This is a genomic window from Xanthobacter nonsaccharivorans (genome assembly GCF_043194755.2).
Taxonomy (GTDB): Bacteria; Pseudomonadota; Alphaproteobacteria; order Rhizobiales; family Xanthobacteraceae; genus Xanthobacter; species Xanthobacter autotrophicus_G.
The window spans coordinates 477,692-499,332 of record NZ_CM195526.1; the positions used below are offsets into that span (position 1 = coordinate 477,692).

Genomic DNA, 21,641 nt, shown 5'->3' on the forward strand with positions numbered 1-21,641 from the left:
CCTCTCCTGCCCGCGGGGGAGGGAACTGACGTCCGGCGCGGCCGGAAAGCAACAACACCTCTTCAGGAGAAACGCACATGAACGTCGGTTTCATCGGCCTTGGCATCATGGGCAGCCCTATGGCCGGGCACCTCATCGACGCCGGCCACACCCTGTTCGTCTACGACGTGGTCCGCATTCCCGATGAGCTGAAGGCGAAGGGCGCGACCGTCTGCGCGTCCTCCGCCGAGGTGGCGAAGAACGCCGACATCATCATCACCATGGTGCCCGACACCCCCCACGTGGAGGAGGCCCTGTTCGGCAAGGGCGGCGTCGCCGAGGGTCTGTCCGCCGGCAAGATCGTGGTGGACATGAGCTCCATCTCGCCGGTCGCCACCAAGGGCTTCGCCCAGAAGATCAACGCGCTCGGCTGCGACTATCTCGACGCCCCGGTTTCCGGCGGCGAGGTGGGCGCCAAGGCGGCTTCCCTCACCATCATGGTGGGCGGGCCCGAGGGCGCGTTCGAGACCGTGAGGCCCCTGTTCGAGAAGATGGGCAAGAACATCACCCTGGTCGGCGGCAATGGTGACGGCCAGACCACCAAGGTCGCCAACCAGATCATCGTGGCCCTCACCATCGAGGCGGTGGGCGAGGCCCTGCTGTTCGCCTCCAAGGCGGGCGCGGACCCGGCCAAGGTGCGCCAGGCGCTGATGGGCGGCTTCGCCTCGTCGAAGATCCTCGAGGTGCACGGCGAGCGCATGGTGAAGCGGACCTTCGAGCCCGGCTTCCGCATCGAGCTGCACCAGAAGGACCTCAATCTCGCCCTGCAGAGCGCCAAGGCGCTGGGCGTCAGCCTGCCCAACACCGCCACCTGCCAGGAGCTGTTCAACGCCTGCGCCGCGCACGGCGGCTCCAAGTGGGATCACTCGGCCATGGTGAAGGCCCTGGAGCTGATGGCCAACCACGAGGTGGCCTGACCTCGGTCAGGCCTCCCGTCCCGGTCCCCCGGCCGTTCCCCCGGGGGACCGGTCGAGATCGCGCCCATCCGCCGCACGTCGCCGGCGGGTGGGTCCACTTTGCGCCCCTGCTGCGGGGGCTGCCCGCCGAAACAGGCTCAGGGCCGTTGCGCGAGGCCCGATCCGGCAGTCCTGCTGCCGCTTATGCGACTTTATGCGTACACGAAGCGCGCGCATGATGCCCCTAAAGACGCGAACAACCCGAGCGTGACAAACGCGGGAGCACCCGGAGGACAAGCCATGCCCACGAAGCGCCACCCGACCCTGAAGCGCGACCGCGCCACCAAGATCGTCGCCACGGTCGGGCCTGCCTCCAACAGCGAGGAGAAGCTGAAGGCGCTTTTCGTCGCTGGCGTCGACGTGTTCCGCCTCAATTTCTCCCACGGCACCCAGGCGGACCATGGCGAGGTGCTCGCGCGCATCCGCCGGCTGGAGAAGGAGATGAACCGGCCCATCGGCGTCATCGCCGACATGCAGGGCCCGAAGCTGCGCATCGGCCGCTTCAAGGACGGGGCCATCGCTCTCAAGGCGGGCGACGTGCTGCATTTCGATGCCAATGTGGATGTGCCCGGCGACGAGAGGCGCGTGCCGATCCCCCATCCGGACATCCTCGCCGCGCTGAACGTGGGGTCCACGGTGCTGTGCGACGACGGCAAGGTGCGTCTCAAGGTCATCAAGAAGGGCGACGGCTTCCTCGAGGCTCAGGTGGTGGCGGGCACCAGGCTCTCCAACAACAAGGGCTTCAACATCCCGGACGTGGTGCTGCCGCTCTCGCCCCTCACCGAGAAGGACCGCAAGGACCTGGAATTCGCCTGCGAGGCGGGGGTGGAGTGGATCGCCCTGTCCTTCGTGCAGCGCCCGGAGGACATCCACGAGGCCCGCGCCCTCATCAAGGACCGCGCGGCCGTGATGCTGAAGATGGAGAAGCCGGCGGCGGTGGAGCATCTCACCGAGCTGGTGGAGCTCTCCGACGCCATCATGGTGGCGCGCGGCGACCTCGGCGTGGAAATGTCGCTGGCCGAGGTCCCCGCCCTGCAGAAGCGCATGATCGCCGAATCCCGCAAATACGGCCGCCCGGTGATCGTGGCGACGCAGATGCTGGAATCCATGATCACCGCGCCCGTCCCCACCCGGGCCGAGGTGTCGGACGTGGCCACCGCCGTCTATGAGGGGGCGGACTGCGTCATGCTCTCGGCGGAGACGGCGGCGGGGCAGTTCCCCGTGGAGGCCGTGACCTTCATGGACGACATCATCCGCCACGTGGAGTGCGACCCCTCCTACCGGCAGGCGCTGGACGTCACGCAGGCGGAATGGGGCAAGACCATCGGCGACGCCGTGACCAAGGCCACCTATCAGGCGGCCATCGCGGTGGATGCGGCGGCCTTCGTCGCCTTCACCCTGTCCGGCACCACGGGGTTGCGGGCCGCCCGCGAGCGGCCGCGGATCGCCATCCTCGGCCTGACGCCGAAGATCGAGACGGCTCGCCGCCTCGCCTTGTCCTATGGCGTGCACGCGGTGCACATGAAGGAGGACATCCACTCCTTCGGCGACATGGTGGACACCGCGGTGCGCACCGCCGTGAAGAACGGCCTCGGCAAGGCGGGCGACCGGCTGGCCATCACCGCCGGCGTGCCCTTCGCCAAGCCCGGCACCACCAACATCATGCGCATCACCACCATCGGCGCGGACGATCCGCCGTCCCGCTACGATGTGGACACGGAAGCGGAGAAGGCACCCAAGGCCAAGGTTCACGCCTGACTGCGTGCCCTGCCGGCGGAGCCCCGCCGGTAGGGCGCTGCTGCCTGTTGACGCATTTCGTTCGTGAAATCGTTTCCCGGTGGATTTACGGTATTATGCAACCTACCTCGGACTCGACTCGGACCGGGGGAATGGGGCTAGACTGCGCGCGCAACGGAGCCGGGGCGTCTCCTCCATGGCCGTCGAGATCGAGCGCAAGTTCCTGGTGACGTCGGGGCAGTGGCGTGTGGGTGCGCGGGCCTGCAACATCCGGCAGGGCTATCTGTGCCTGGGCATGGGGGCAACCGTGCGCATCCGCATTACCGACGGGACAGCCTTCATCACCGTCAAGAGCAAGACGGAAGGCCTCGCGCGGGCAGAGTTCGAATATCCGATCCCGCTTCCGGATGCGGAGGCGATGCTGGAAAACCTGTGCGCCCGCCCGCTCATCGAGAAGACCCGCTACGCCGTCGAGCACGCCGGCAAGGTGTGGACCATCGACGTCTTCGAGGGCGAGAACGACGGGCTCGTCATGGCCGAGGTGGAGCTGAACGGGCCGGAGGAGACGGTGGACCTGCCTGACTGGGTGGGCGAGGAAGTCACCTACGATCCGCGCTACCGCAACTCCTCTTTGGTGAACGCTCCCCTCGGCAACGGCATGTGATGCCGCCTCTCCACGGCGATGGCCTTACGTTCCGGCATCGGCCGAAGGCCTCGTCGGCAACACTGGGATCTGTAGCGTTGTCCCGCTTGGCAGCTCAGGCGCGTTCCGTCCTCAGGGCTGCCTCCACCGCCAGCATGTCCCGCCAGGCGAGACGCTTGCCGATGGGCGTGCGCAACAGGTAGGCGGGATGGAATGTGGCGATCGCCCGGATGGAGCGGCTGCCCGTGTCATAATTCATGAAGCGGCCCCGCAGCTTGGTGATGCCTTCCGTGGTGGCGAGCAGCGCCTGCGCCGAAGGCCCGCCGAGGCAGACCAGGATGTCCGGGTTGGCGAGCTCGATCTGCCGGGCGATGAAGGGTAGGCACACCGCGGTTTCCTGCGGCGTCGGGGTGCGGTTGCCCGGCGGGCGCCAGGGGATGACGTTGGCGATGTAGGCGCTGGTGCGGTCGAGCCCGATGGCGGCGAGCATCAGGTCCAGGAGCTTGCCCGAGCGCCCGACGAACGGCAGGCCCTGCTGGTCCTCGTCCCGGCCCGGCGCCTCGCCGACAAACATCACCCGCGCCTTCGGGTTGCCGTCGGCGAACACCAGCCGGCTGGCGGTGCGCTTGAGGGCGCAGCCCTCGAACCCTTCCATGATCGCGCGCAGCTCCGCGAGGCTGCCGGCGCCGCGCGCCAACTCGCGAGCGGACATCACCGCCTCATCGGGGGCCTGGGTGATAAGGGCGCTGCTGGCGACCTGCGAAGCGGGCGGGGCCGCGCGGGGCGCCGCGGCCGCCGGCCGCTGGGGGGTGGGGCCACGGGGAGGCGCCACGGCCTGCGCGGGCTCGGCCTGCGTGCGCTCGGGCAGCTGCGGCCGGGGGCGCGCCGCCTCCTGAGCGCTCTCGGCGAAGCGGTTCATCGGGGCCTCGTCCACGGCCACGTCCACCCCTGCTTCCAGGTGGAAGGCGAGGATGTCCGCAAGGTCGATGGGCCGCTGATCGATCATGGCCGCATTCTAGAGCGCGATCCGCCCGAACGGAAACGCACAGGTCCGCCGCGCGCGGGCGGTCTTGCCCGGAGCGCGGTGCGGCCGGGGTGAAAGCCGCGCCGCATCAATCACTCGGGATGCTGCCGGTAGTCGAAATCGGCGTCCGACAACAGCCAGAACGCGCTGATGAGGCCGTCGCGCAGATGGTAGAAATAGGTCACCTCGGTGGTGAAGGCGGTTCCGGCCTTCTTGAGGGTGCAGGTGAAGAGGAAGCGGATCGCGAACTTGTCCTCGTCGGCCACGATGTCGCGGATGTCGTAGGCTGAATCCCCGAAATTCTGGACGTCCCACTGAAGCCGGCTGCGCACGTCGTCGAGGGTCAGGACCTGCGCGCGGTGATGGCCGATCATGTCGGGATGATAGAAGCGCTCAAGCGCGGTATGGTCGTAGGGCTCCCACACCTCCCGCATGAGCTTCTGGGCGAACGCGCGCACTTCATTGGGAGGCATGGACGGCGCTCCGTGGACCGAGGTGGGGGCTGCGAGGTCGGGACTGCGAGGCGGGGACCACGAGGGAGGAACCGCGCCTGCGGGCCGCAGGCTAGTGGCAACGGCGCGGCCGGTAAACGTCGCGCCCCCGAGGTCCGGGCCGTGGGCGCCGGTGCGGTCATTTCGCACCACGATAGGGCAACAGCTTGTCGCAACCGGCACGCGCCGCATTGTCATTGCGGCGCAACCGTGGAAAAAGTCCAAGCAACAGCCGATGACGCAGACGGGAGCACGGGGAATGAGCACGGCGGACCTGCCAGAGCGCGAGGGGATGGATTACGACGTTGTGGTGGTTGGCGCGGGTCCGGCCGGGCTTGCCACCGCCATCCGCCTGAAGCAGCAGGCGGCGGAGCGCGGCTCCGACGTCTCCGTCGTGGTGGTGGAGAAGGGCTCGGAAGTCGGGGCCCACATCCTCTCCGGCGCCGTCATCGATCCGGTCGGCCTCGACGCCCTCGTGCCCGGCTGGCGGGAGGAGGCGGACACCCCCCTCACCGTGCAGGTGACCGACGACGCCTTCTACCTGCTCGGCCCCGCCGGCGGCTTCCGCCTGCCCAATTTCGCCATGCCGCCGCTGATGAACAACCACGGCAATTTCGTCGGCTCGCTCGGCAACGTCTGCCGCTTCCTGGCGCAGAAGGCCGAGGCGCTGGGCGTGGAGATCTATCCCGGATTTGCCGCCGACGAGATCCTCTATGACGACACCGGCGCGGTCACCGGCATCGCCACCGGCGACATGGGCGTGGACAAGAGCGGCGCCCAGAAGCCTGAATTCACCCGCGGCATGGAATTGCGCGGCCGCTACACCGTGTTCGCCGAGGGGGCGCGCGGCCACCTCACCAAGCAGCTCATCGCCAAATACGGCCTCGACGCCGGCCGGGACGTGCCGAAGTTCGGCATCGGCCTGAAGGAGCTGTGGAAGGTGAAGCCGGAGAAGCACAAGCCCGGCCTCGTCCAGCACGCCTTCGGCTGGCCGCTGGACTCGAAGACCGGCGGCGGCGCCTTCCTCTACCATATCGACGACGAGCAGGTGGTGGTGGGCTTCGTGGTCCACCTCAACTACCAGAACCCCTGGCTGTCGCCGTTCGACGAGTTCCAGCGCTTCAAGACCCACCCCTTCTTCCGCGACACGTTCGAGGGCGGCAAGCGCATCTCCTACGGCGCACGCGCCATCACCGAGGGCGGCTACCAGAGCGTGCCGAAGCTCTCCTTCCCCGGCGGCGTGCTGGTGGGCTGCGCGGCCGGCTTCGTGAACGTGCCCCGCATCAAGGGCAGCCACAATGCGGTGCTCTCGGGCATCCTGGCCGCCGACCACCTGCTCGACGCGCTCTCGGCCGAGCGCAGCCATGACGAGCTTGCGAGCTACGAGGCGGCGTGGCGCGCCTCGGCCATCGGCGCGGACCTGAAGAAGGTGCGCAACATGAAGCCGCTGTGGTCGCGCTTCGGCACCTTCATCGGCATCCCGCTCGGCGCGCTGGACATGTGGACCAACACCTTCGGCTTCTCGCTGTTCGGCACGCTGAAGCACGGCAAGACCGATGCCGCCTCGCTGAAGCCGGCCAAGGACTGCGAGAAGATCGCCTATCCCAGGCCCGACGGCGTCCTCACCTTCGACAAGCTCTCCTCAGTGTTCCTGTCCAACACCAACCACGAGGAGAACCAGCAGGTGCACCTGGTGGTGAAGGACATGGCCCTGCAGAAGGCGTCCGAGCACGACGTCTTTGCCGGTCCGTCCAACCGCTATTGCCCGGCGGGCGTCTACGAATGGGTGGAGGAGGGGGCGGACGCGCCGCGCTTCCAGATCAACGCGCAGAACTGCGTCCACTGCAAGACCTGCGACATCAAGGACCCCAACCAGAACATCACCTGGACCGCTCCCGAGGGCGGCGGCGGGCCCAACTATCCAAACATGTGAGGGACCGGCCGGCGCCCTGCGGCGCCGGTTTCTTCATATGGTCAGCGGCTGGCGCGCAGGGCGTCGAGCGCGTTCGAAAGGGCAACGAAGCCCTTCACGTCGATCTCTTCGGCGCGGGCGGTTTCCTCGACCTGCGCCGCCGCCAGCAGGGCGCCTGCGTCCACGCCCAGCGACTTCAGGCTCTGCCGGAGCATCTTGCGCCTTTGGCCGAAGGCGGCTTCCGTCACCTTCTCCAAGGTCGAGAGGGCGCAGGGCAAAGGCACCGCCCGCGGCACGAGATGCACCACGGAGGACGTGACCTTCGGCGGTGGGACGAAGGCGGAAGGGGCCACATCGAAGGCGATGCGGGCGGTGGTCCGCCAGCCCGCCAGCACCGCAAGGCGCCCGTAGGCCTTCGAGCCCGGCGCCGCGACGATGCGCTCCGCCACTTCCTTCTGGAACATGAGGGTGAGCGAGGAAAACCAGGGCGGCCACGGGTCCGTCGAGAGCCAGCCCACCAGCAGCAGCGTCGCTACATTGTAGGGCAGGTTCGCCACCACCCGCGCGGGACCCTCGCCCAGCAGGGGGCGTACGTCCACCTTCAGCGCGTCGCCGGAGATGACCTCCAGCCGGCCCGGATAATAAGCGGAAATCTCCGCCAGCGCCTCAAGGCAGCGAGGGTCGCGCTCGATGGCGATGACCCGTCCCGCCCCCAGAGCCAGCAGGGCGCGGGTGAGGCCGCCGGGGCCGGGGCCCACCTCCACCACGGTCGCACCCTCCAGCGCCCCGGAGGCGCGGGCGATGCGGCCGGTGAGGTTGAGATCCAGAAGGAAGTTCTGGCCCAGCGACTTCTGGGCGGAGAGGCCGTGCCGGCGGATGACATCACGCAGGGGCGGCAGGTCGTCGAGGGCGCTCACGCGCGCATGGCTCCAGGCGTCTCGGCGGCGGCCTGCCCCGCCGGGTGGCGATCCGCGCCGGCCTTGCAGGCGGCCTCCGCGTCGGCCAGCCGCCGGGCGAGTCTCAGGGCGGCCATCAGGCTCGAAGGGTTCGCAGTGCCGGTGCCGGCGATGGCGAAGGCGGTGCCGTGGTCGGGCGAGGTACGGATGAAGGGCAGGCCGAGGGTCACGTTCACCCCGTCGTGGAAGGCGAGAGTCTTGGCGGGAATGAGCACCTGATCGTGATACATGCCCACCGCCACGTCATAGCCCGCCCGGGCCTCGGCATGGAACAGGGTATCGGCCGGCAGCGGGCCTGCGGCATCGATGCCTTCGCGGCGCAGAGCGGCCACAGCCGGGCGTACCACCGCCTCGTCCTCGGTACCCAGCGTCCCGTCCTCCCCCGCATGGGGATTGAGGCCGCAGAAGGCTAGGCGCGGCCGGGCCACGCCGAACCGGTGGGCCATGTCGCGGGCGATGATGCGGCCGGTCTCCACCAGCAGGTCGCAGGTGAGGCGGGCCGGCACGTCGCGATAAGGGATGTGAATGGTGGCGGGCACCACCGCCAGGGCGGGCGACCAGATCATCATCACCGGCCGCGGCGCCGGCTGCCCCGGCGCGGCCGCTTTGGCGGCGAGATATTCGGTGTGGCCGGGAAAGGGAAAGCCGGCGCCATACATGACCGACTTCGCCAGCGGATTGGTGACGATGGCCGCCGCACGGCCGGATGCCACGAGATCGAGGGCGGCTTCCAGGCTCGCAAGCACGCAGGCCGCGGAGCTCCTGTCCGGCGTGCCGGGCGTGCCGGTGAAGGCGGGGCCGGCGGGCCAGACCGGCAGCGCCGTGCCGAAGCAGGCCGCAGCCTCTTCCGGCGTCGTTTCCGCGAGGGGCACGGCAAGGCCGAGCCTGCGGGCGCGCGCGGCGATCGCCGCCGGGTCCCCGGTCACGATGAAGGGGGGCAGGCCCGCCTGCTCCCGCCGTGTCCAGGCGCCGAGGGTGATGTCCGGCCCGATGCCGGCGGGATCGCCGAGGGAGACGGCGAGGGGCGCGGCCATCAGCGGCGATATTCGATGAGCGCCTGCTTCCTCAGCTCCCCCAGGAAGCGCTTGGAGTCGGCGGTGAATTGGGCGGTGGTCAGCTCGTCCTTCACCTCGCGCTTCTGCGAGCTTTCGCCACGCACCTCGCGCTTGCCGCACATGGCGAAGGTCTCCACGCCCGACTGGCTGACCTCGGGCGGCGTGAGGCGGCCCACCTCGGTCTTGTCCAGCACCTGCCGCAGCGCCGTCGGTATCTCGGAGGAGAGGCGGGAAACAGGCTGCTTCACCACCACTTCCTTCAGCGCCTTCGCAGCGGGAAGGCCTTCCTCGCAGCTGGTGAAGCGGCCCTTGAAGGCGTTCGCCTCCGCGAGGCGGCTGCCGTGGGTGTTGGCATTGCGCGGCACCACGAAGACGATGGGCACCAGCGTGTATTCGGTGGAAATAAGCGTGGTCTCGCCCCGCTTTTGCAACGCCGCGAACACGTCCGCATCGCGCACGTTCACATTGTTGGAACGGGAGCGCACATATTGGCCCCACACATAATCGGCGAGCAGCTTCTGCTTGAAGGTGCGGTCGTCCAGGCCCTGCTGCTTGAAGCTCGCGCTCAGCTGCTCCGCCGTGCGGCCCGAGCGCTCGGCGACCTGCGCGAACAGCTTGTCGACGTCCTTCTGGTCCACGTCCATCTTGAGCCGGTTCGCCTGCTGGATCTTGATCCGCTCGTCAATCAGGCTCTCCAGGGATTCCTTGGCGGTGATGGACTTGCGTTCCACCAGCTCGTGCAGCTTCTGCCGCTGCGCGACGTCGTAGGTGGTGATGGGGTCGCCGTTCACGATGACGATGATCTGCTGGGCCCGGGCGGGAACGCAGGCACCGAACGCGCCGAGGGCGAGCGTGGCGAGAAGGAGCAAATGGCGAAAGGGCATGATCCTGTCCAAAGGTCGCGGAACGACTTGTGTTCGCCTCCTGTGGCGGGATTGCGGCTTGTGCCAATGCCGCACGCCATATCAGCGGCTTGCGCGACGCGCCCCGCTTGCCCGGCAGGGCGATCCTGCGGGCACCCTCTGGAGGGAAGGGCGCAAGACCATAGCCCGGAGCCGGCCTGCGGGCCAAGCCCCGCGAACGCGCCTCCTCGCGTCGTGGTGCCCGCGCAGGAGGCGCGCGCAGGAAGCGGAGCCTCGGGGGCCGGCCTCTACCGGGTAGGGCGCCCCCCGCGCGGCTTCCGGTGATCCTGCCGGCGCGCGCGTTCAGGGGGATGTGCGGCCCGTCGATCAGGCCCGGAGGGAGGCGTCACGATAGCGCGACACCCGCCGCAGCACGGCCTAGTTCGAGGATTCCGAGCCGAAGCTGGTGGAGAAGCCGCCCTCGCCCAGCGTCCTGAGGCCGATGCGGAACATCACCTTGTTCACCGGCGCGGCGTTGGGGCCGTTGAGGGTGTAGTCGGAGATGTAGTTGAGGGCGAGAGTGAAGCAATCGTCGATATAGCTCAGGCCGAGCAGGGTGTAGTCGATATCCCCCGCTGCGAAGTCGTAGCGGATGGCGCCGCGCACGGCCCAGTTGTCGGTGAGCTTGTAGGACGCGTTGGTGTAGATGCCTTCGCGCGTGTCGTAGAAACCGAGCAGCGGCTGCGGCTCGTAGCGGCCGTAGGTGACGGCGATGTTGAACCGGTCGATCTCCGCGCGGCCCTGCAGCTCAAAGCGCTGCAGGGAAAAATTCGCCTCGTCGAAGCGGAAGCGGGTCACGATTTCAAAGTTCTTGGTGGGCGAGTAGCCGAGCTTGGCGATGTAGTCGGACGCGGTGGTCTCCAGGCCCGATTCGAGGCCGGTATTGGCCATGTCGCCGTAGGCGAACGAGTTCTTGCCGAACAGGCTGTAGGACTGCCCCAGCATTGCGGTGAACAGGCCCGCACCGTTGATGGCGGCGGAATAGGTCACGCCATAGTTGACGCGGGAGCCGCCCTCGACCCGGTCATAGCCGGAATATTTGTTGATCTCGAAGAGGTTGGTGTCGTCAAACACCAGGCTCTGCGCATCCTCGTTCGGGAACTTGCCGATGTCGGTCTCGTTCGGCCGGAGGATGACCTGGACCCGGGGCTCGATGGTCTGCGTGCCCCAGCTCTCCGCCGAGATGAAGGGATACTTGTAGTCGACGCCCACGGCCGGCATGGCGCGGATCAGATCGTCGCTGCCGGACTGGAGCGGGTTCTGGCCGGGGAAGGTGGGGCCGAAGGTGTAGCTGGAAGGCAGCGCGTCCACGTTCACCGAGGCGACATCCACCCGGGCGGTGACGAAGGGCGTCCACTGCTGGCCGATGGTGTCGGTGATCGTCTTCTTCCAGTAGAGGTCTCCCGACAGGCGCGTGTAGTCGCCCGGCATGCCGCGCAGCAGGCATTCCTTCGCGGTCGGGTTCAGCAGGGTGCAGGCGCCGGTGGGCACGCCCACGGAGCCCACCGCAGAGGTAACTTCCGAGGTGCCGATGAAGTCGGCCTGGTCGCGGCTGAGGGTGTTGAGGTTGACCTTCAGGCCGACCTCGCCGCCGAACAGCGGCTTGTCCCAGACCTTGTTGTAGTTGACCGTGCCGACGATGGGCTGAAGGTTCTGGTTGTCGGTGACGCCGAGGCCGAGGAAGTAGAGCGCCCGGGCATCGAAGAAGGACCGGTCGCCCTGGCCCGTCAGGTAGACGGTGGAGGTCTTGGTGGTGACGGTGTCGCCGATCAGGTTGTAGTCGCGCAGGAAGGCGCGGTCCGAGGCGATGGTGCCGTCCCAGCCGAAGGTCCAGAACTGGTTGAGGGCGAACGCGCCTGTGGACTGGATCGCGCCGCGGTCGTCGCGATAGCCGGGCAGGACCGACGTCACCCCGTTGGAGGTGGTGATGAAGTCGTCCTTGTTCTCCTGCATGATGCCGGCGGCGCTGATGGTGTAGCTGCCGTTGGCGAGGCGCTGGCGCCACTCGCCCTGCATCAGCACGCCCTGCTGGGTCACGAACGCCGGGGTGAGCGTCAGGTCACGATCGGGCGCGATGTTCCAGAAGAACGGGGTCGCGACCGCGTAGCCGATCTGGCTCGAGGAGAAGAACTCCGGCATCAGGAAGCCGGTCTTGCGCTTCACCGTCGGGTCGGGCGACGACAGGTACGGGAAATAGGCCACCGGGAAGCCGAAGAACTCCACCCAGGCATCCTGGTAGTAGACCATCTGCTGGTCTTCGTTGTGGATGATCTTCTTGGCCTTGATCTGCCAGAGCGGGGGCTTCGACGGGTCGTCCTTGCACGGCTCGCAGGCCGTGTAGACGCCGTTCTGGAACACCGTGACGTTGCCGTCCTGGCGATCCGCGCGGGTGGCGGCGAAGTGGGTCTTGTCCGGCGTGTCGAGCCGCAGGGAATCGATGAAGCCCTGCTTGAAGTCCTGCGTCAGCTGCAGGTTGTCGGCCGTGACGATCTTGCCGTCCTTGTCCTTCAGGCGGACGTTGCCGGTGGCGACCAGGGTGTTCGCCTTGCGGTCGAGCACCACCCGGTTCGCCTCCAGGGCCGAGCCGTCATAATAGATCTGGACGTTGCCGACGGCGGCGACCGTTTCCTTCTGGTAGTCGTATTCAAGCTGGTCGGCGGTCACCAGCATCTTCTGGTTCGGGTCGAGCTTGCGGGCGTTCAGCACGTTGGAGCCGAACGCGCCCGAAGGCTGCGCACCGAAGGTGCCCGCATTCTGCGAGCCGACGACGCCGGAGTTTTGCGCTGCAGCAGGCGCCACGCCCGCGACAGCTGCCACGAGGCCGGCGAGAAGGAGCAGGGCGGCCGTGGACATGGACCGACCGTTCCCGCGCACACCAGTGCGCAGGGTCCGGGGCGTCCTGCCCTTGGCGGGGGTAAGCCCGACCGTCATCCATCCTCCCGGTGCAACAGAATGAGGACCCCCAACAAAATGCCCGTCACCGCAGGAAACCATGCTGCCGCAACAGGATGAACGATTCCTGCCTCCCCGAGATCCTCGGCGAGCTTCGTCCCCACATAAAGCAGAAAGCCCGCGAGCACGCCACCGAGAATCGTCTGCCCCACACCCCCGAAGCGGAACACCTTGAGGCCCACAACCGCGGCAATGAGCACCATTGCGACCAGCAGAAACGGTCGCGCCAGAAGGCTCTGGAGCTGGAGGCGATATTTTTCCGCGCCGAAGCCCGATTGTTCTGCACTGCGAATAGCTGCGGGAAGTTGCCAAAACGACACGGTTTCGGTGGCGATCAGTGTCTCCTGGACCTGCTTGGGATCCAGATTCGTGGCCACGAGGTAGGTATTATAGGACTGCACATCGAGGCCGGGGATCAGCACGCGGGCGTCGGTAAGAAACCATGCACCATCGCCCAAAGTTGCGGTTTTCGCCTCTACTCGCTCCACGAGCTTGTCGTTCTTGTCGAACTCGAACACCACCACGCCGGAGAGGGTCCTGCCCCCCTGGCGGGAGGCCTGGGCCTGGATGATGGACTGGCCGTCCAGGCTCTGCTGGCGCACCCAGAATTCCTTCTTTCCCTGCGTCAGGCCGGGCGTGCCGCCGCCGGTGGCGAAGATCTCGCCCTCCATCTGGTTCGCCCGCTCCTTGAAGTCGGCGGAGACGGGATTGAACACCGTGGTCGCGAAGACGCCGATCAGGAAGGCCACCAGCACCGGTGGCGTGATGAACTGCCAGACCGACAGGCCCACGGCGCGGGCCACCACCAGCTCCAGCCGGCGCGACAGCAGCACGAAGGTGGCGATGGCGCCGAACAGCACGGCGAACGGCAGCAGCTGCTCGGTGAAGGTGGGCGTGCGATAGATGGTGATGAGCGCCACGGTGGCCGCCGTCACCTGGTCGCGGTCAGCCGTCCGCCGCGCCATCTCCAGGAAGTCCACCACCATGATGAGGGTGACGCAGGAGAGGAAGATGACGGCCACCGCGCTGGCGAAGCGCCGCGCGAAATAGAAGCCGAGGATGCGTCCGATCATGGGCGTGAGGCCGCCGGCCGCCGGGTGAGGCGCTGCTTGATGGCACTCGCCCATGCGCCGAGGAAGGCCGGCGGCGCGATGCGGATCCAGCCCTGAAGCACCATGGCGCAGACGAGGATGACGGCGATCGGCAGCGCATAGATGGCCGGCACGGCCCAGGCCTGCGCCTTCAGCTGGCCGGCGATGGCGAAGTTGGCGATTTGCACGGCGCCCATGGCGGGAATGATGGAGGTGAGCGCCGCGCCGCGGCTCTGGCGCGTGGTGCGCGGGCGGGCCAGGGCGCAGGCGGCGATGGCGAAGAAGGCCAGCGGATAGAGCCCGGCCGACAGGCGCTTGTGCAATTCCTCCCGGTAGCGGCCCGGGAAGAAGCGCACGTAGAGGTCGTTGGCGGGCGGATTCATCACATAGGAGAGTGGACGCTCCATGGGCTTGATGTCCTGGCCCTTGCTCTCCGGTGCGAGGGAGGAGAGGTCGAAGGCATAGCGCTGAAATTCCACCACGGACGAGTTGTTCGCCTTGTTGTCCCCGCCGCGCCGGTGGATCGAGCCGTTCTCCAGCACCAGGAAGATGCCGGCGTCGCTCTCGATGATCTGGCCGCGGTCGGCGATGTAGGTGGAAACCTCCTTCTCGCGCGCGTCATTGATGAAGATGCCGCGCATTACGCCGTTGGCGGCCCGCTCGCGCACATGGAAGACGAGGCCCTGGGACAGGTTCACGAACCGCCCCGGCTGGGCGACGAAAGAGACCACGTCCGCGCGGACCTTCGTCACCTGCTCGCGGAAGGTGGCAAGGCTCGACGGCACGATCTGCACGGCGAGCGCGGCGCAGAAGGCCGAGACGAGCAGCGCCAGGAGGATCAGCGGCCGCAGCAGGCGCCAGTGGCCCATGCCAGCGGCCGCCATCACCACGATCTCGCTGTCGCCGTTGAGCTTCAGGAGGGTGTAGGTGGTGGCGATGAAGAGTCCGGCGGGGGCGATCACCAGCACCAGCGTCGGCATGGTGAGGCTGGTGATGGCGACGAAAGCGAGGATGGTCTGGCCCTGGCTGGTCACGAGATCCAGTTGGCGCAGGGCCTGGGTTGCCCAGATCATGCCCGCGAGCACCACGACGACACCCACGAAGGCGATCGCTGCAGTGGAAAAGATGTAGCGATCCAGACGGCCCATCAAAGATGCCTCAATGCGCGGAGCCGCCCCTCACGTTCGCATGCCCTCCGACGAGGGCGGCGCACTGGATAGCCGGAAGCGGGGCGGCGCGCAAATGGCCCTTGCGGAGCCCCGCCGCCCGGTCGCCTGCATTCAGGCACCCAGACCCACCGTCCTCAGGGCGAAGAGGTATATGAGTGCGACCTCGTCGAGCCGGTCGAAGCGCCCCGCGGCGCCGCCGTGCCCCGCATCCATGTTGGTGCGCAGGAGGATCGGCCGCCCGCCGCGGTCCGCCGCCCGAAGGCGCGCCACCCATTTCGCCGGTTCCCAGTAGGTGACCCGCGGGTCGGTCAGGCCGGCGAGGGCGAGGATGGAAGGATAGGCCTGTGGTCGCACGTTATCGACCGGTGAATAGGCGCGAATCCGTTGGAACGCGTCCACATCGGCGATGGGATTGCCCCATTCGGGCCATTCCGGCGGGGTCAGCGGCAGGGTGTCGTCCAGCATGGTGGTGAGCACGTCCACGAACGGCACTTCCGCCACGATGCCGGCGAACAGGTCCGGCCGCATGTTCGCGATGGCCCCCATGAGCATGCCGCCCGCCGAGCCGCCATGGGCGACGATTCGGTCGGCCCGCGTGTATCCTTCCGCGACCAGGTGTTCCGCCGCGGCGATGAAGTCGGTGAAGGTGTTGGTCTTCTTCGCAAGCTTGCCGTCGGCGTACCAGCGCCAGCCCTTGTCCGTGCCGCCGCGGATGTGGGCGATGGCATAGATGAAGCCCCGGTCCACCAGCGACAGGCGGTTGGTGGCGAAGCCGGCTGGTATGGTGATGCCGTAGGCGCCGTAGCCATAGAGCAGCAGCGGCGCGGACCCGTCGAGCGGTGTTCCTTCCCGGTAGAGGAGGGAGACCGGCACGCTTTCCCCGTCCGGCGCGGAGGCGAAGACGCGGCGCGTCACATAGTTCGCGGGGATGTGTCCGGAGGGCACCTCCTGCCGCTTCAGCAGGGTGCGCGCCCGGCTGGCCATGTCGTAGTCCCACACCTCGGACGGGGTGGTCATGGAGGCGTAGGTGAAGCGCACCTGCGTGGTGTCGAAGGCGAAGCCGGGGCTGAGGCTGAGGGCATAGGCCTCCTCGTCGAAGGCGATGGCATGCTCGTCGCCCGAGGCGAGATCGCGGACGATGATGCGCGGCAGCCCCGATTCGCGCTCCAGCCGGGCCATGTGTCCGGAGAAGACGCTGTGGCTGAGGATCATCCGACCGGCCTGGTGGGGTACCAGATCCTGCCAGTTGGCCCGTCCCGGCGCCGCGGTGGGGGCGGTGACAATCTTGAAGTCCTCCGCCCCGTCCGCATTGGTGAGCAGCAGCAGGGTATCCGCCCCGAGAAAAGCGGGGTGGTGCTCCACCTCGTAGCGCACGCCGGTGGCGCGGGGCGAGACGATACGCGGGGCGGCCTGCGGATCCGCGAGGTCGAGGAGATGCACCTCGCTGGTTTCGTGGTCGCCGCAGGAGATGAGGCCGAAGGCGTGGGACTGGGTCTCGCCCAGGGAGACGAAGAACCCCTTGTCCGGCTCCTCATAGATCAGCACATCCGAGGCCGGGTCGGTGCCCACCACGTGGCGGAAGACCTTGGAGGGGCGGTGCTCCGCATCACGGCGAATATAATAGAGTGTGCCGCCGTCGGCGCTCCACAGAAGGTCGCCGGTGGTTTCCTCGATCTGGTCGGGCAGGTCGGCGCCGGTGTCCAGGTCGCGGATGCGGATGGAATAAAGCTCGGCGCCGGAGGTGTCCGCCGAGAAGGCGAGCCGCCGGTGATCGCGGCTGTGGCGCCAGCCGCCGAACGTGAAATAGGCCTTGCCCTGCGCTTCCCGGTCGCCGTCCAGAAGGATGGCTTCGGGGCCCCCGGGCAGCAGCTTGCGGCAGGCGAGGGGATGCTGCCCCCCGTCGCGGTGCCGCGAGAAATAAGCGAAGGGCCCATCCGGTGCGGGGACGCTGGAGTCATCCTCCTTGATGCGCCCGCGCATCTCCGCCACCAGCCTCTGCCGCGCCTCCGCCATCGGGGCGAAGGCGGCATCGGCATAAGCGTTCTCCGCCTCCAGATACGCGCGGATGTCACCGTCCAGCACCGACGGGTCACGCATGACCTCGCGCCAATTGTCGGCGCGGAGCCAGGCGTAGTCGTCGGCAAGGGAGATGCCGTGGACGGAGCGCTCGGTGGGCCGACGCGGCGCGCGCGGAGTCTCACACGCCACGGGGCTGGCTCTCGTCCGGGCTCAGGAAAAGGGCGGTGCCGTTCATGCAGAAGCGCAGTCCTGTTGGTGCCGGGCCATCCGGGAAGACATGCCCGAGATGGCTGTCGCAGCTGGCGCAGCGCACCTCGATGCGGCGCATGCCGTGGGAGGTGTCTTCGTGAGTCACCACGGCGTCCGGGGAGACGGGGGAGAAGAAGCTCGGCCAACCGGTCCCCGAATCATACTTGGCTTCGGAGCGGAAGAGCGGCGTGCCGCAGGCGACGCAGGAGTAAAGGCCGGGCCGCTTCTCGTCCCAATAGGGGCCGGTGAAGGCCCGCTCGGTGCCATGCTCCCGGGCGATCCTGAATTGTTCGGGGGTCAGGCAGGAGCGCCATTCGCTCTCGCTCTTCACCACCTTGGTCTGTTCGTGCTGACCGGCGTCGTCATGTCCGGCGAGGGGGGCAGGGTCCGGCATGGAGGGCTCCCGAGGATCGTTTCCGCAAGAAGTAGGTACTCCGCCCGGCAACGGCAAGGCGGCGGAGCCCGCCCGCAGCCCACAACCCGAGCCGCGTCGGCGGCGGGACGATCAAGTTGTCGTCAGGCATGGGCTCCGCCACAGGGCACGCCGGCCGCCTTCCCGTCGCTCCAAGAGCTGTCAAGAAGAGGCCTCGTGACGCCAAAATACAGGTTGCAAAGCCGCGCAGCGGAAACTAACACGATCCAAGCACCGCCGCCGCTGATGTGCTGGGAGGCAAATGTTCGGTGGCGTGCAACGGTTCTCGGTGTCTGGAAGCCGGGTTTTTCGCCGTGACAAGGGCTGCAACCGGTCAGGTGGCGAAGTCTCCGGCTCCCCTTCGGAAAGATGGCGCGTTTGCACCGCCGGCCGGCTGGCCCGGGGGCGTGGACGCAGTGTCTGTTCCGCACCGCCGTCCTGGCATCTCAACTCCAGCGAAGCAGTCCCATGAGCGAAAACACGGAAACGACCGCCTTCATCGAGCTCGCGACGGACATCGTTTCGGCCTATGTGAGCAACAATTCGGTTGCCGCGGCTGAGCTGCCCGCGCTCATCAGCGACGTTTATGCCGCGCTGCAGCGCCTCTCCACGGGAGCGGCCGAGCCGCCGGCGGAACCGCTCCGGCCTGCGGTGCCGGTGAAGAAGTCCGTCACCCCGGACTTCATCATCTGCCTGGAGGACGGCAAGAAGTTCAAGTCGCTGAAGCGCCATCTGCGCACGCAATATGACATGACGCCGGAGCAGTACCGGGAGAAGTGGGGCCTGCCGGCCGACTATCCCATGGTGGCCCCCAACTACGCGGCCGCCCGCTCCGATCTCGCGCGGCAGATGGGCCTCGGCCAGCAGCGCCGGCGGGCGAGCTGAGCGGACCTCTTTCGCAAAGGGCAGGCCCGGTGCGATCCACCGGGCCTTTTTGCTTTTACCGGAGCCTTTGAGGGGCTTCACTCCGCGGCGATGCGCACCTGGGGCTGGGCGTCGCGGACGGCAGCGTCCACGTGGTTCTCGAAACGCGTGAAATTTTCCTGGAACATGCCCACCAGCCGGCGTGCCATGGCATCGAATTCCGCCTTGTCCGCCCAGGTCTTGGAGGGATAGAGGATGTGCGGCTCGATCCCCGGCACCGAGGTCGGCACCTCGAAGCCGAAATAGGGATCGATGCGGAAGGAGGCGTCCTTCAACGAGCCGTCGAGCACGGCGGTGAGCAGCGTGCGCGTGACCTTGATGGGCATGCGCCGGCCCACGCCGAACTTGCCGCCGGTCCACCCCGTGTTCACCAGCCAGCAGTCCACCTCGTGCCGCGCGATGAGATCACGCAGGAGATTGCCGTAGACGGAGGGGTGGCGCGGCATGAAGGGGGCGCCGAAGCAGGTGGAGAAGGTGGCCTCTGGGTCCTTCACCCCCTTCTCCGTGCCCGCCACCTTCGCCGTATAGCCGGAAATGAAGTGGTACATGGCCTGCGCCGGGGTGAGCCGGGCGATGGGCGGCATCACCCCGAAGGCGTCGCAGGTGAGCATCACCAGGTTCTTCGGCTGGCCCGCGCGCCCCGTGGGGCTGGCATTGGGAATGAAGGCGAGCGGGTAGCAGGAGCGGGTGTTCTCGGTGAGGCTGCCGTCGTCGAAATCCGGCACGCGCGTCACCGGGTCGAGCACCACATTCTCCAGCACCGTGCCGAAGCGATTGGAAGCGGCGAAGATCTCCGGCTCCGCCTCGGCGGAGAGGCGGATGGTCTTGGCGTAGCAGCCGCCCTCGAAATTGAAGACGCCATTCTCGCCCCAGCCGTGCTCGTCATCGCCCAGAAGGGTGCGGTTGGGGTCGGCGGACAGGGTGGTCTTGCCCGTGCCGGAGAGGCCGAAGAACAGGCAGACGTCCCCGTCCTTGCCGGCATTGGCCGAGCAGTGCATGGGCATGATGCCGGTCTGCGGCAGGATGTAGTTGAGGGCGGTGAACACCGACTTCTTCATCTCGCCCGCGTAGGACGAGTTGCCGATGAGCACGATGCCGCGGGTGAAGTTGACGGCGATCACCGTGTCCGAGCGCACGCCGTGCCGCGCCGGATCGGCCTTGAAGGACGGCAGGTCGATGATGGTCATCTGCGGCACGAAGCCGTCGAGCTCGGCGCGCTCGGGCCGGCGCAGCATGGTGCGGATGAACAGGGAGTGCCAGGCGAACTCGGTATAGACGCGGACCTTGATCTGCGCCGCCGGGTCGGCTCCGCCGTAAAGGTCCTGGGCGAACAGGGTCTTGTCCTCGGCCGCCGCCAGGAAGTCCCGGTAGAGCGTCTCGAACTGCTCCGGCGAGATGGCGCCGTTGTTGTCCCACCACACCTCGGCCTCGGTGGCGTCGTCGCGAACGACGAACTTGTCCTTGGGGCTGCGGCCGGTGTGGGCGCCGGTCTCCGCCACGAGCGCCCCGCCGGAGGACAGGTGCGCCTCCTTGTGCGCCAGCGCGTGCTCGTAGAGCTCGGGTTCGAGCAGGTTCCAGTGGACGGCAGTGAGATGCTTGAGGCCGAAGCTGTCGGCGCCGCAGGCGCTGTTCCGGTGACCGGTTTCGAGCACGGAGTTCCTCCCGAATGTTCCCGCCGGCGGAGCGCCGGCCCAAGACGTGCGCACCCAAGACGTGCGCACCCAGGACGTGCGCACCCGCCGGAGGCCTCGCCACCGGCCGGCACGTCCAAGCGGAGCGCCGGGCGTCTTTCCGCGCCCGTGTCGTCCGCGATCAGGCTAGAGGCAGACGCTCCTCAAGGAAACACTGCCTAAACGTTTAAAATCACGCTGCGGTTTCCTGTCGTGCCTTTTGTACGAGGGCGACAAGTTCCTTTCGCACTGCGGAAAGACCTGTAATGCGCTGCGAAAAATCCAGCCGGCGCACCAGATCACCGGTGCAAACTTCGATTCCGTCCGGGTCGAGGGAGGCCATCTTCCAGTCGCCGGCAGGGGCTCCGAGGAGAACCGTCGCATAGAGGGCGATGGCATCGGCGTGGTCGGTGTTCATGTGGGCGATGACGCCGGCCTGGCCGGCGGCAAGCTCCTGCGCGTCATCCCACGACGTGAGCAGGGCCGCGCCTGGCACGTCCACGATGCGACCGAAGCCTTCGACCAGGTGAGCGTGGTCGATTTCCATGCGGTAGAAACCGAAATCGGCGAAGTCCGCATATCCGGCTGCTGCGTCATGGCGAGCAAGGTAGCGGACGCGCACCTCCTCTTCCGGCGCGGGGGCGATGCGGCCGACGAGGCTGGCGCGCGGCGAGTCGAGGGGATCAGCCGCGCCCGCCGCCGACACGAGGAGGGAGATGCGCCCGTCGTTGGCGATGTTGCGCGTGTGGCGGGCAAGGCGGGAGATGAGGAAGGTGGGCCGGCCTTCCGGATCCGTGCCGATGGCCACCAGGGAAGCATAGGGCCCGCCTTCGTGCTCCAGCGTCGCGAGCGCGCCGAAGCGGGCTTCGCGGATGAGATGGCGGACGGCTGTGGCGGCAGAGGTATCGGTCATCGCTTCGTGTTCCAGTTCGTGTGGCCGCAGGACTGCGCCCAGGGGGCGTTGGCTTGGCGATGACCGCCCGGCTGTGTGCGGGCGGATCTGGCTGGCGGCGGGCAGGATGACGCCAGAGCCACGGGAGAGGCAAGTATGCCGGCCTGCGGCCTTGATGCAGGGCGTTTCAGGCCGGGGGATCGCCGGACCGTGGCCGCAGATGGGGGCAAATGTGCTTGACGGGAGGACCCGGCCCCCGCTGGCGAAGGGCTGGTGCGGCGGCGGCGCCCCATGCCGGGCAAAGCGCGCTCAAGCCTCGTTCGCCGGGCCGGGCGGGAATGGGAGCGGAGCGATTTGCCCTCCGGCTGGCGCGGAGACCTTTTGGATAGCGGATCGAATTTTAGGGGATGCCGTTGACCTCGGCGGGTGTCTCGGGATAGGCAAGTGCTGGAAGCACCCGTAGCTCAGCTGGATAGAGCGCCGCCCTCCGAAGGCGGAGGCCACACGTTCGAATCGTGTCGGGTGCGCCATTGCAATCAAAGATTGTG

Annotated in this window: 17 protein-coding genes and 1 tRNA gene; 6 read left to right on the forward strand and 12 right to left on the reverse strand. The window is 67.7% G+C overall.

Annotation, left to right across the window (positions count from 1 at the left end; genetic code table 11):
* The first annotated feature begins 77 nt into the window (after nt 1-77).
* From glxR to V5F59_RS02180, 3 genes are all read left to right on the forward strand, one after another.
* A complete protein-coding gene (glxR, locus tag V5F59_RS02170; RefSeq protein WP_393981967.1) occupies nt 78-956 on the forward strand; it encodes a 2-hydroxy-3-oxopropionate reductase in 879 nt (292 codons plus the stop codon).
* A gap of 279 nt (nt 957-1,235) precedes the next feature.
* Complete coding sequence (pyk, locus tag V5F59_RS02175; RefSeq protein WP_393981968.1) at nt 1,236-2,753, forward strand: pyruvate kinase; 1,518 nt, start codon at nt 1,236-1,238, stop codon at nt 2,751-2,753.
* A gap of 175 nt (nt 2,754-2,928) precedes the next feature.
* Complete coding sequence (locus V5F59_RS02180; RefSeq protein WP_393981969.1) at nt 2,929-3,396, forward strand: CYTH domain-containing protein; 468 nt, start codon at nt 2,929-2,931, stop codon at nt 3,394-3,396.
* 94 nt (nt 3,397-3,490) lie between these two features.
* Here V5F59_RS02180 and V5F59_RS02185 read toward each other — a convergent pair whose 3' ends face one another.
* A complete protein-coding gene (locus tag V5F59_RS02185) occupies nt 3,491-4,381 on the reverse strand; it encodes a uracil-DNA glycosylase (protein WP_393981970.1) in 891 nt (296 codons plus the stop codon).
* Between the two features lie 110 nt (nt 4,382-4,491).
* On the reverse strand, nt 4,492-4,872 hold the full coding sequence (locus tag V5F59_RS02190; RefSeq protein WP_393981971.1) for an ester cyclase: 381 nt from the start codon (nt 4,870-4,872) through the stop codon (nt 4,492-4,494).
* Between the two features lie 277 nt (nt 4,873-5,149).
* Between V5F59_RS02190 and V5F59_RS02195 the strand changes: the two genes are divergently transcribed.
* Nucleotides 5,150-6,823, forward strand: coding sequence for a 4Fe-4S dicluster domain-containing protein (locus V5F59_RS02195; RefSeq protein ID WP_509211160.1), 1,674 nt, complete (start codon nt 5,150-5,152; stop codon nt 6,821-6,823).
* 41 nt (nt 6,824-6,864) lie between these two features.
* Here the strand turns inward: V5F59_RS02195 and rsmA are convergent, their stop codons facing one another.
* The 8 genes from rsmA to msrB all read right to left on the reverse strand — a co-directional run bounded on the left by rsmA (nt 6,865) and on the right by msrB (nt 17,589).
* Complete coding sequence (gene rsmA / locus V5F59_RS02200; protein ID WP_393983021.1) at nt 6,865-7,719, reverse strand: 16S rRNA (adenine(1518)-N(6)/adenine(1519)-N(6))-dimethyltransferase RsmA; 855 nt, start codon at nt 7,717-7,719, stop codon at nt 6,865-6,867.
* On the reverse strand, nt 7,716-8,792 hold the full coding sequence (pdxA, locus tag V5F59_RS02205) for a 4-hydroxythreonine-4-phosphate dehydrogenase PdxA (RefSeq protein WP_393983020.1): 1,077 nt from the start codon (nt 8,790-8,792) through the stop codon (nt 7,716-7,718). Before pdxA ends, rsmA begins: the two co-directional genes overlap by 4 nt.
* A complete protein-coding gene (locus tag V5F59_RS02210) occupies nt 8,792-9,697 on the reverse strand; it encodes a SurA N-terminal domain-containing protein (RefSeq protein WP_393983019.1) in 906 nt (301 codons plus the stop codon). The genes pdxA and V5F59_RS02210 overlap by 1 nt, the downstream gene beginning before the upstream one ends.
* 396 nt (nt 9,698-10,093) lie before the next feature.
* Nucleotides 10,094-12,568 (reverse strand): LPS-assembly protein LptD, encoded by a 2,475-nt coding sequence (locus V5F59_RS02215; RefSeq protein WP_393983018.1) that lies wholly within the window; start codon nt 12,566-12,568, stop codon nt 10,094-10,096.
* Between the two features lie 74 nt (nt 12,569-12,642).
* The gene (gene lptG / locus V5F59_RS02220) at nt 12,643-13,740 is read right to left on the reverse strand and encodes an LPS export ABC transporter permease LptG (protein ID WP_393983017.1); all 1,098 of its coding nucleotides are present in this window, start codon (nt 13,738-13,740) and stop codon (nt 12,643-12,645) included.
* Nucleotides 13,737-14,906 (reverse strand): LPS export ABC transporter permease LptF, encoded by a 1,170-nt coding sequence (gene lptF, locus V5F59_RS02225; RefSeq protein WP_393983016.1) that lies wholly within the window; start codon nt 14,904-14,906, stop codon nt 13,737-13,739. The genes lptG and lptF overlap by 4 nt, the downstream gene beginning before the upstream one ends.
* 132 nt (nt 14,907-15,038) lie before the next feature.
* Nucleotides 15,039-17,135 carry a S9 family peptidase gene (locus tag V5F59_RS02230; RefSeq protein ID WP_393983015.1) on the reverse strand — a complete coding sequence of 699 codons (2,097 nt, stop codon included), beginning with the start codon at nt 17,133-17,135 and terminating at the stop codon, nt 15,039-15,041.
* Complete coding sequence (gene msrB, locus V5F59_RS02235; protein ID WP_393983014.1) at nt 17,125-17,589, reverse strand: peptide-methionine (R)-S-oxide reductase MsrB; 465 nt, start codon at nt 17,587-17,589, stop codon at nt 17,125-17,127. The genes V5F59_RS02230 and msrB overlap by 11 nt, the downstream gene beginning before the upstream one ends.
* A 486-nt stretch (nt 17,590-18,075) precedes the next feature.
* Here msrB and V5F59_RS02240 point away from each other — a divergent pair, with 486 nt between their 5' ends.
* Nucleotides 18,076-18,492 carry a Ros/MucR family transcriptional regulator gene (locus V5F59_RS02240; protein ID WP_393983013.1) on the forward strand — a complete coding sequence of 139 codons (417 nt, stop codon included), beginning with the start codon at nt 18,076-18,078 and terminating at the stop codon, nt 18,490-18,492.
* A gap of 77 nt (nt 18,493-18,569) precedes the next feature.
* Here V5F59_RS02240 and V5F59_RS02245 read toward each other — a convergent pair whose 3' ends face one another.
* Nucleotides 18,570-20,183 carry a phosphoenolpyruvate carboxykinase gene (locus tag V5F59_RS02245; RefSeq protein WP_393983012.1) on the reverse strand — a complete coding sequence of 538 codons (1,614 nt, stop codon included), beginning with the start codon at nt 20,181-20,183 and terminating at the stop codon, nt 18,570-18,572.
* 211 nt (nt 20,184-20,394) lie between these two features.
* Nucleotides 20,395-21,114: a HugZ family pyridoxamine 5'-phosphate oxidase gene (locus tag V5F59_RS02250; RefSeq protein ID WP_393983011.1), complete on the reverse strand. Its 720-nt coding sequence runs from the start codon at nt 21,112-21,114 to the stop codon at nt 20,395-20,397.
* Between the two features lie 432 nt (nt 21,115-21,546).
* Between V5F59_RS02250 and V5F59_RS02255 the strand changes: the two genes are divergently transcribed.
* Nucleotides 21,547-21,623, forward strand: a tRNA-Arg gene (locus V5F59_RS02255).
* The last annotated feature ends 18 nt before the right edge of the window (nt 21,624-21,641 follow it).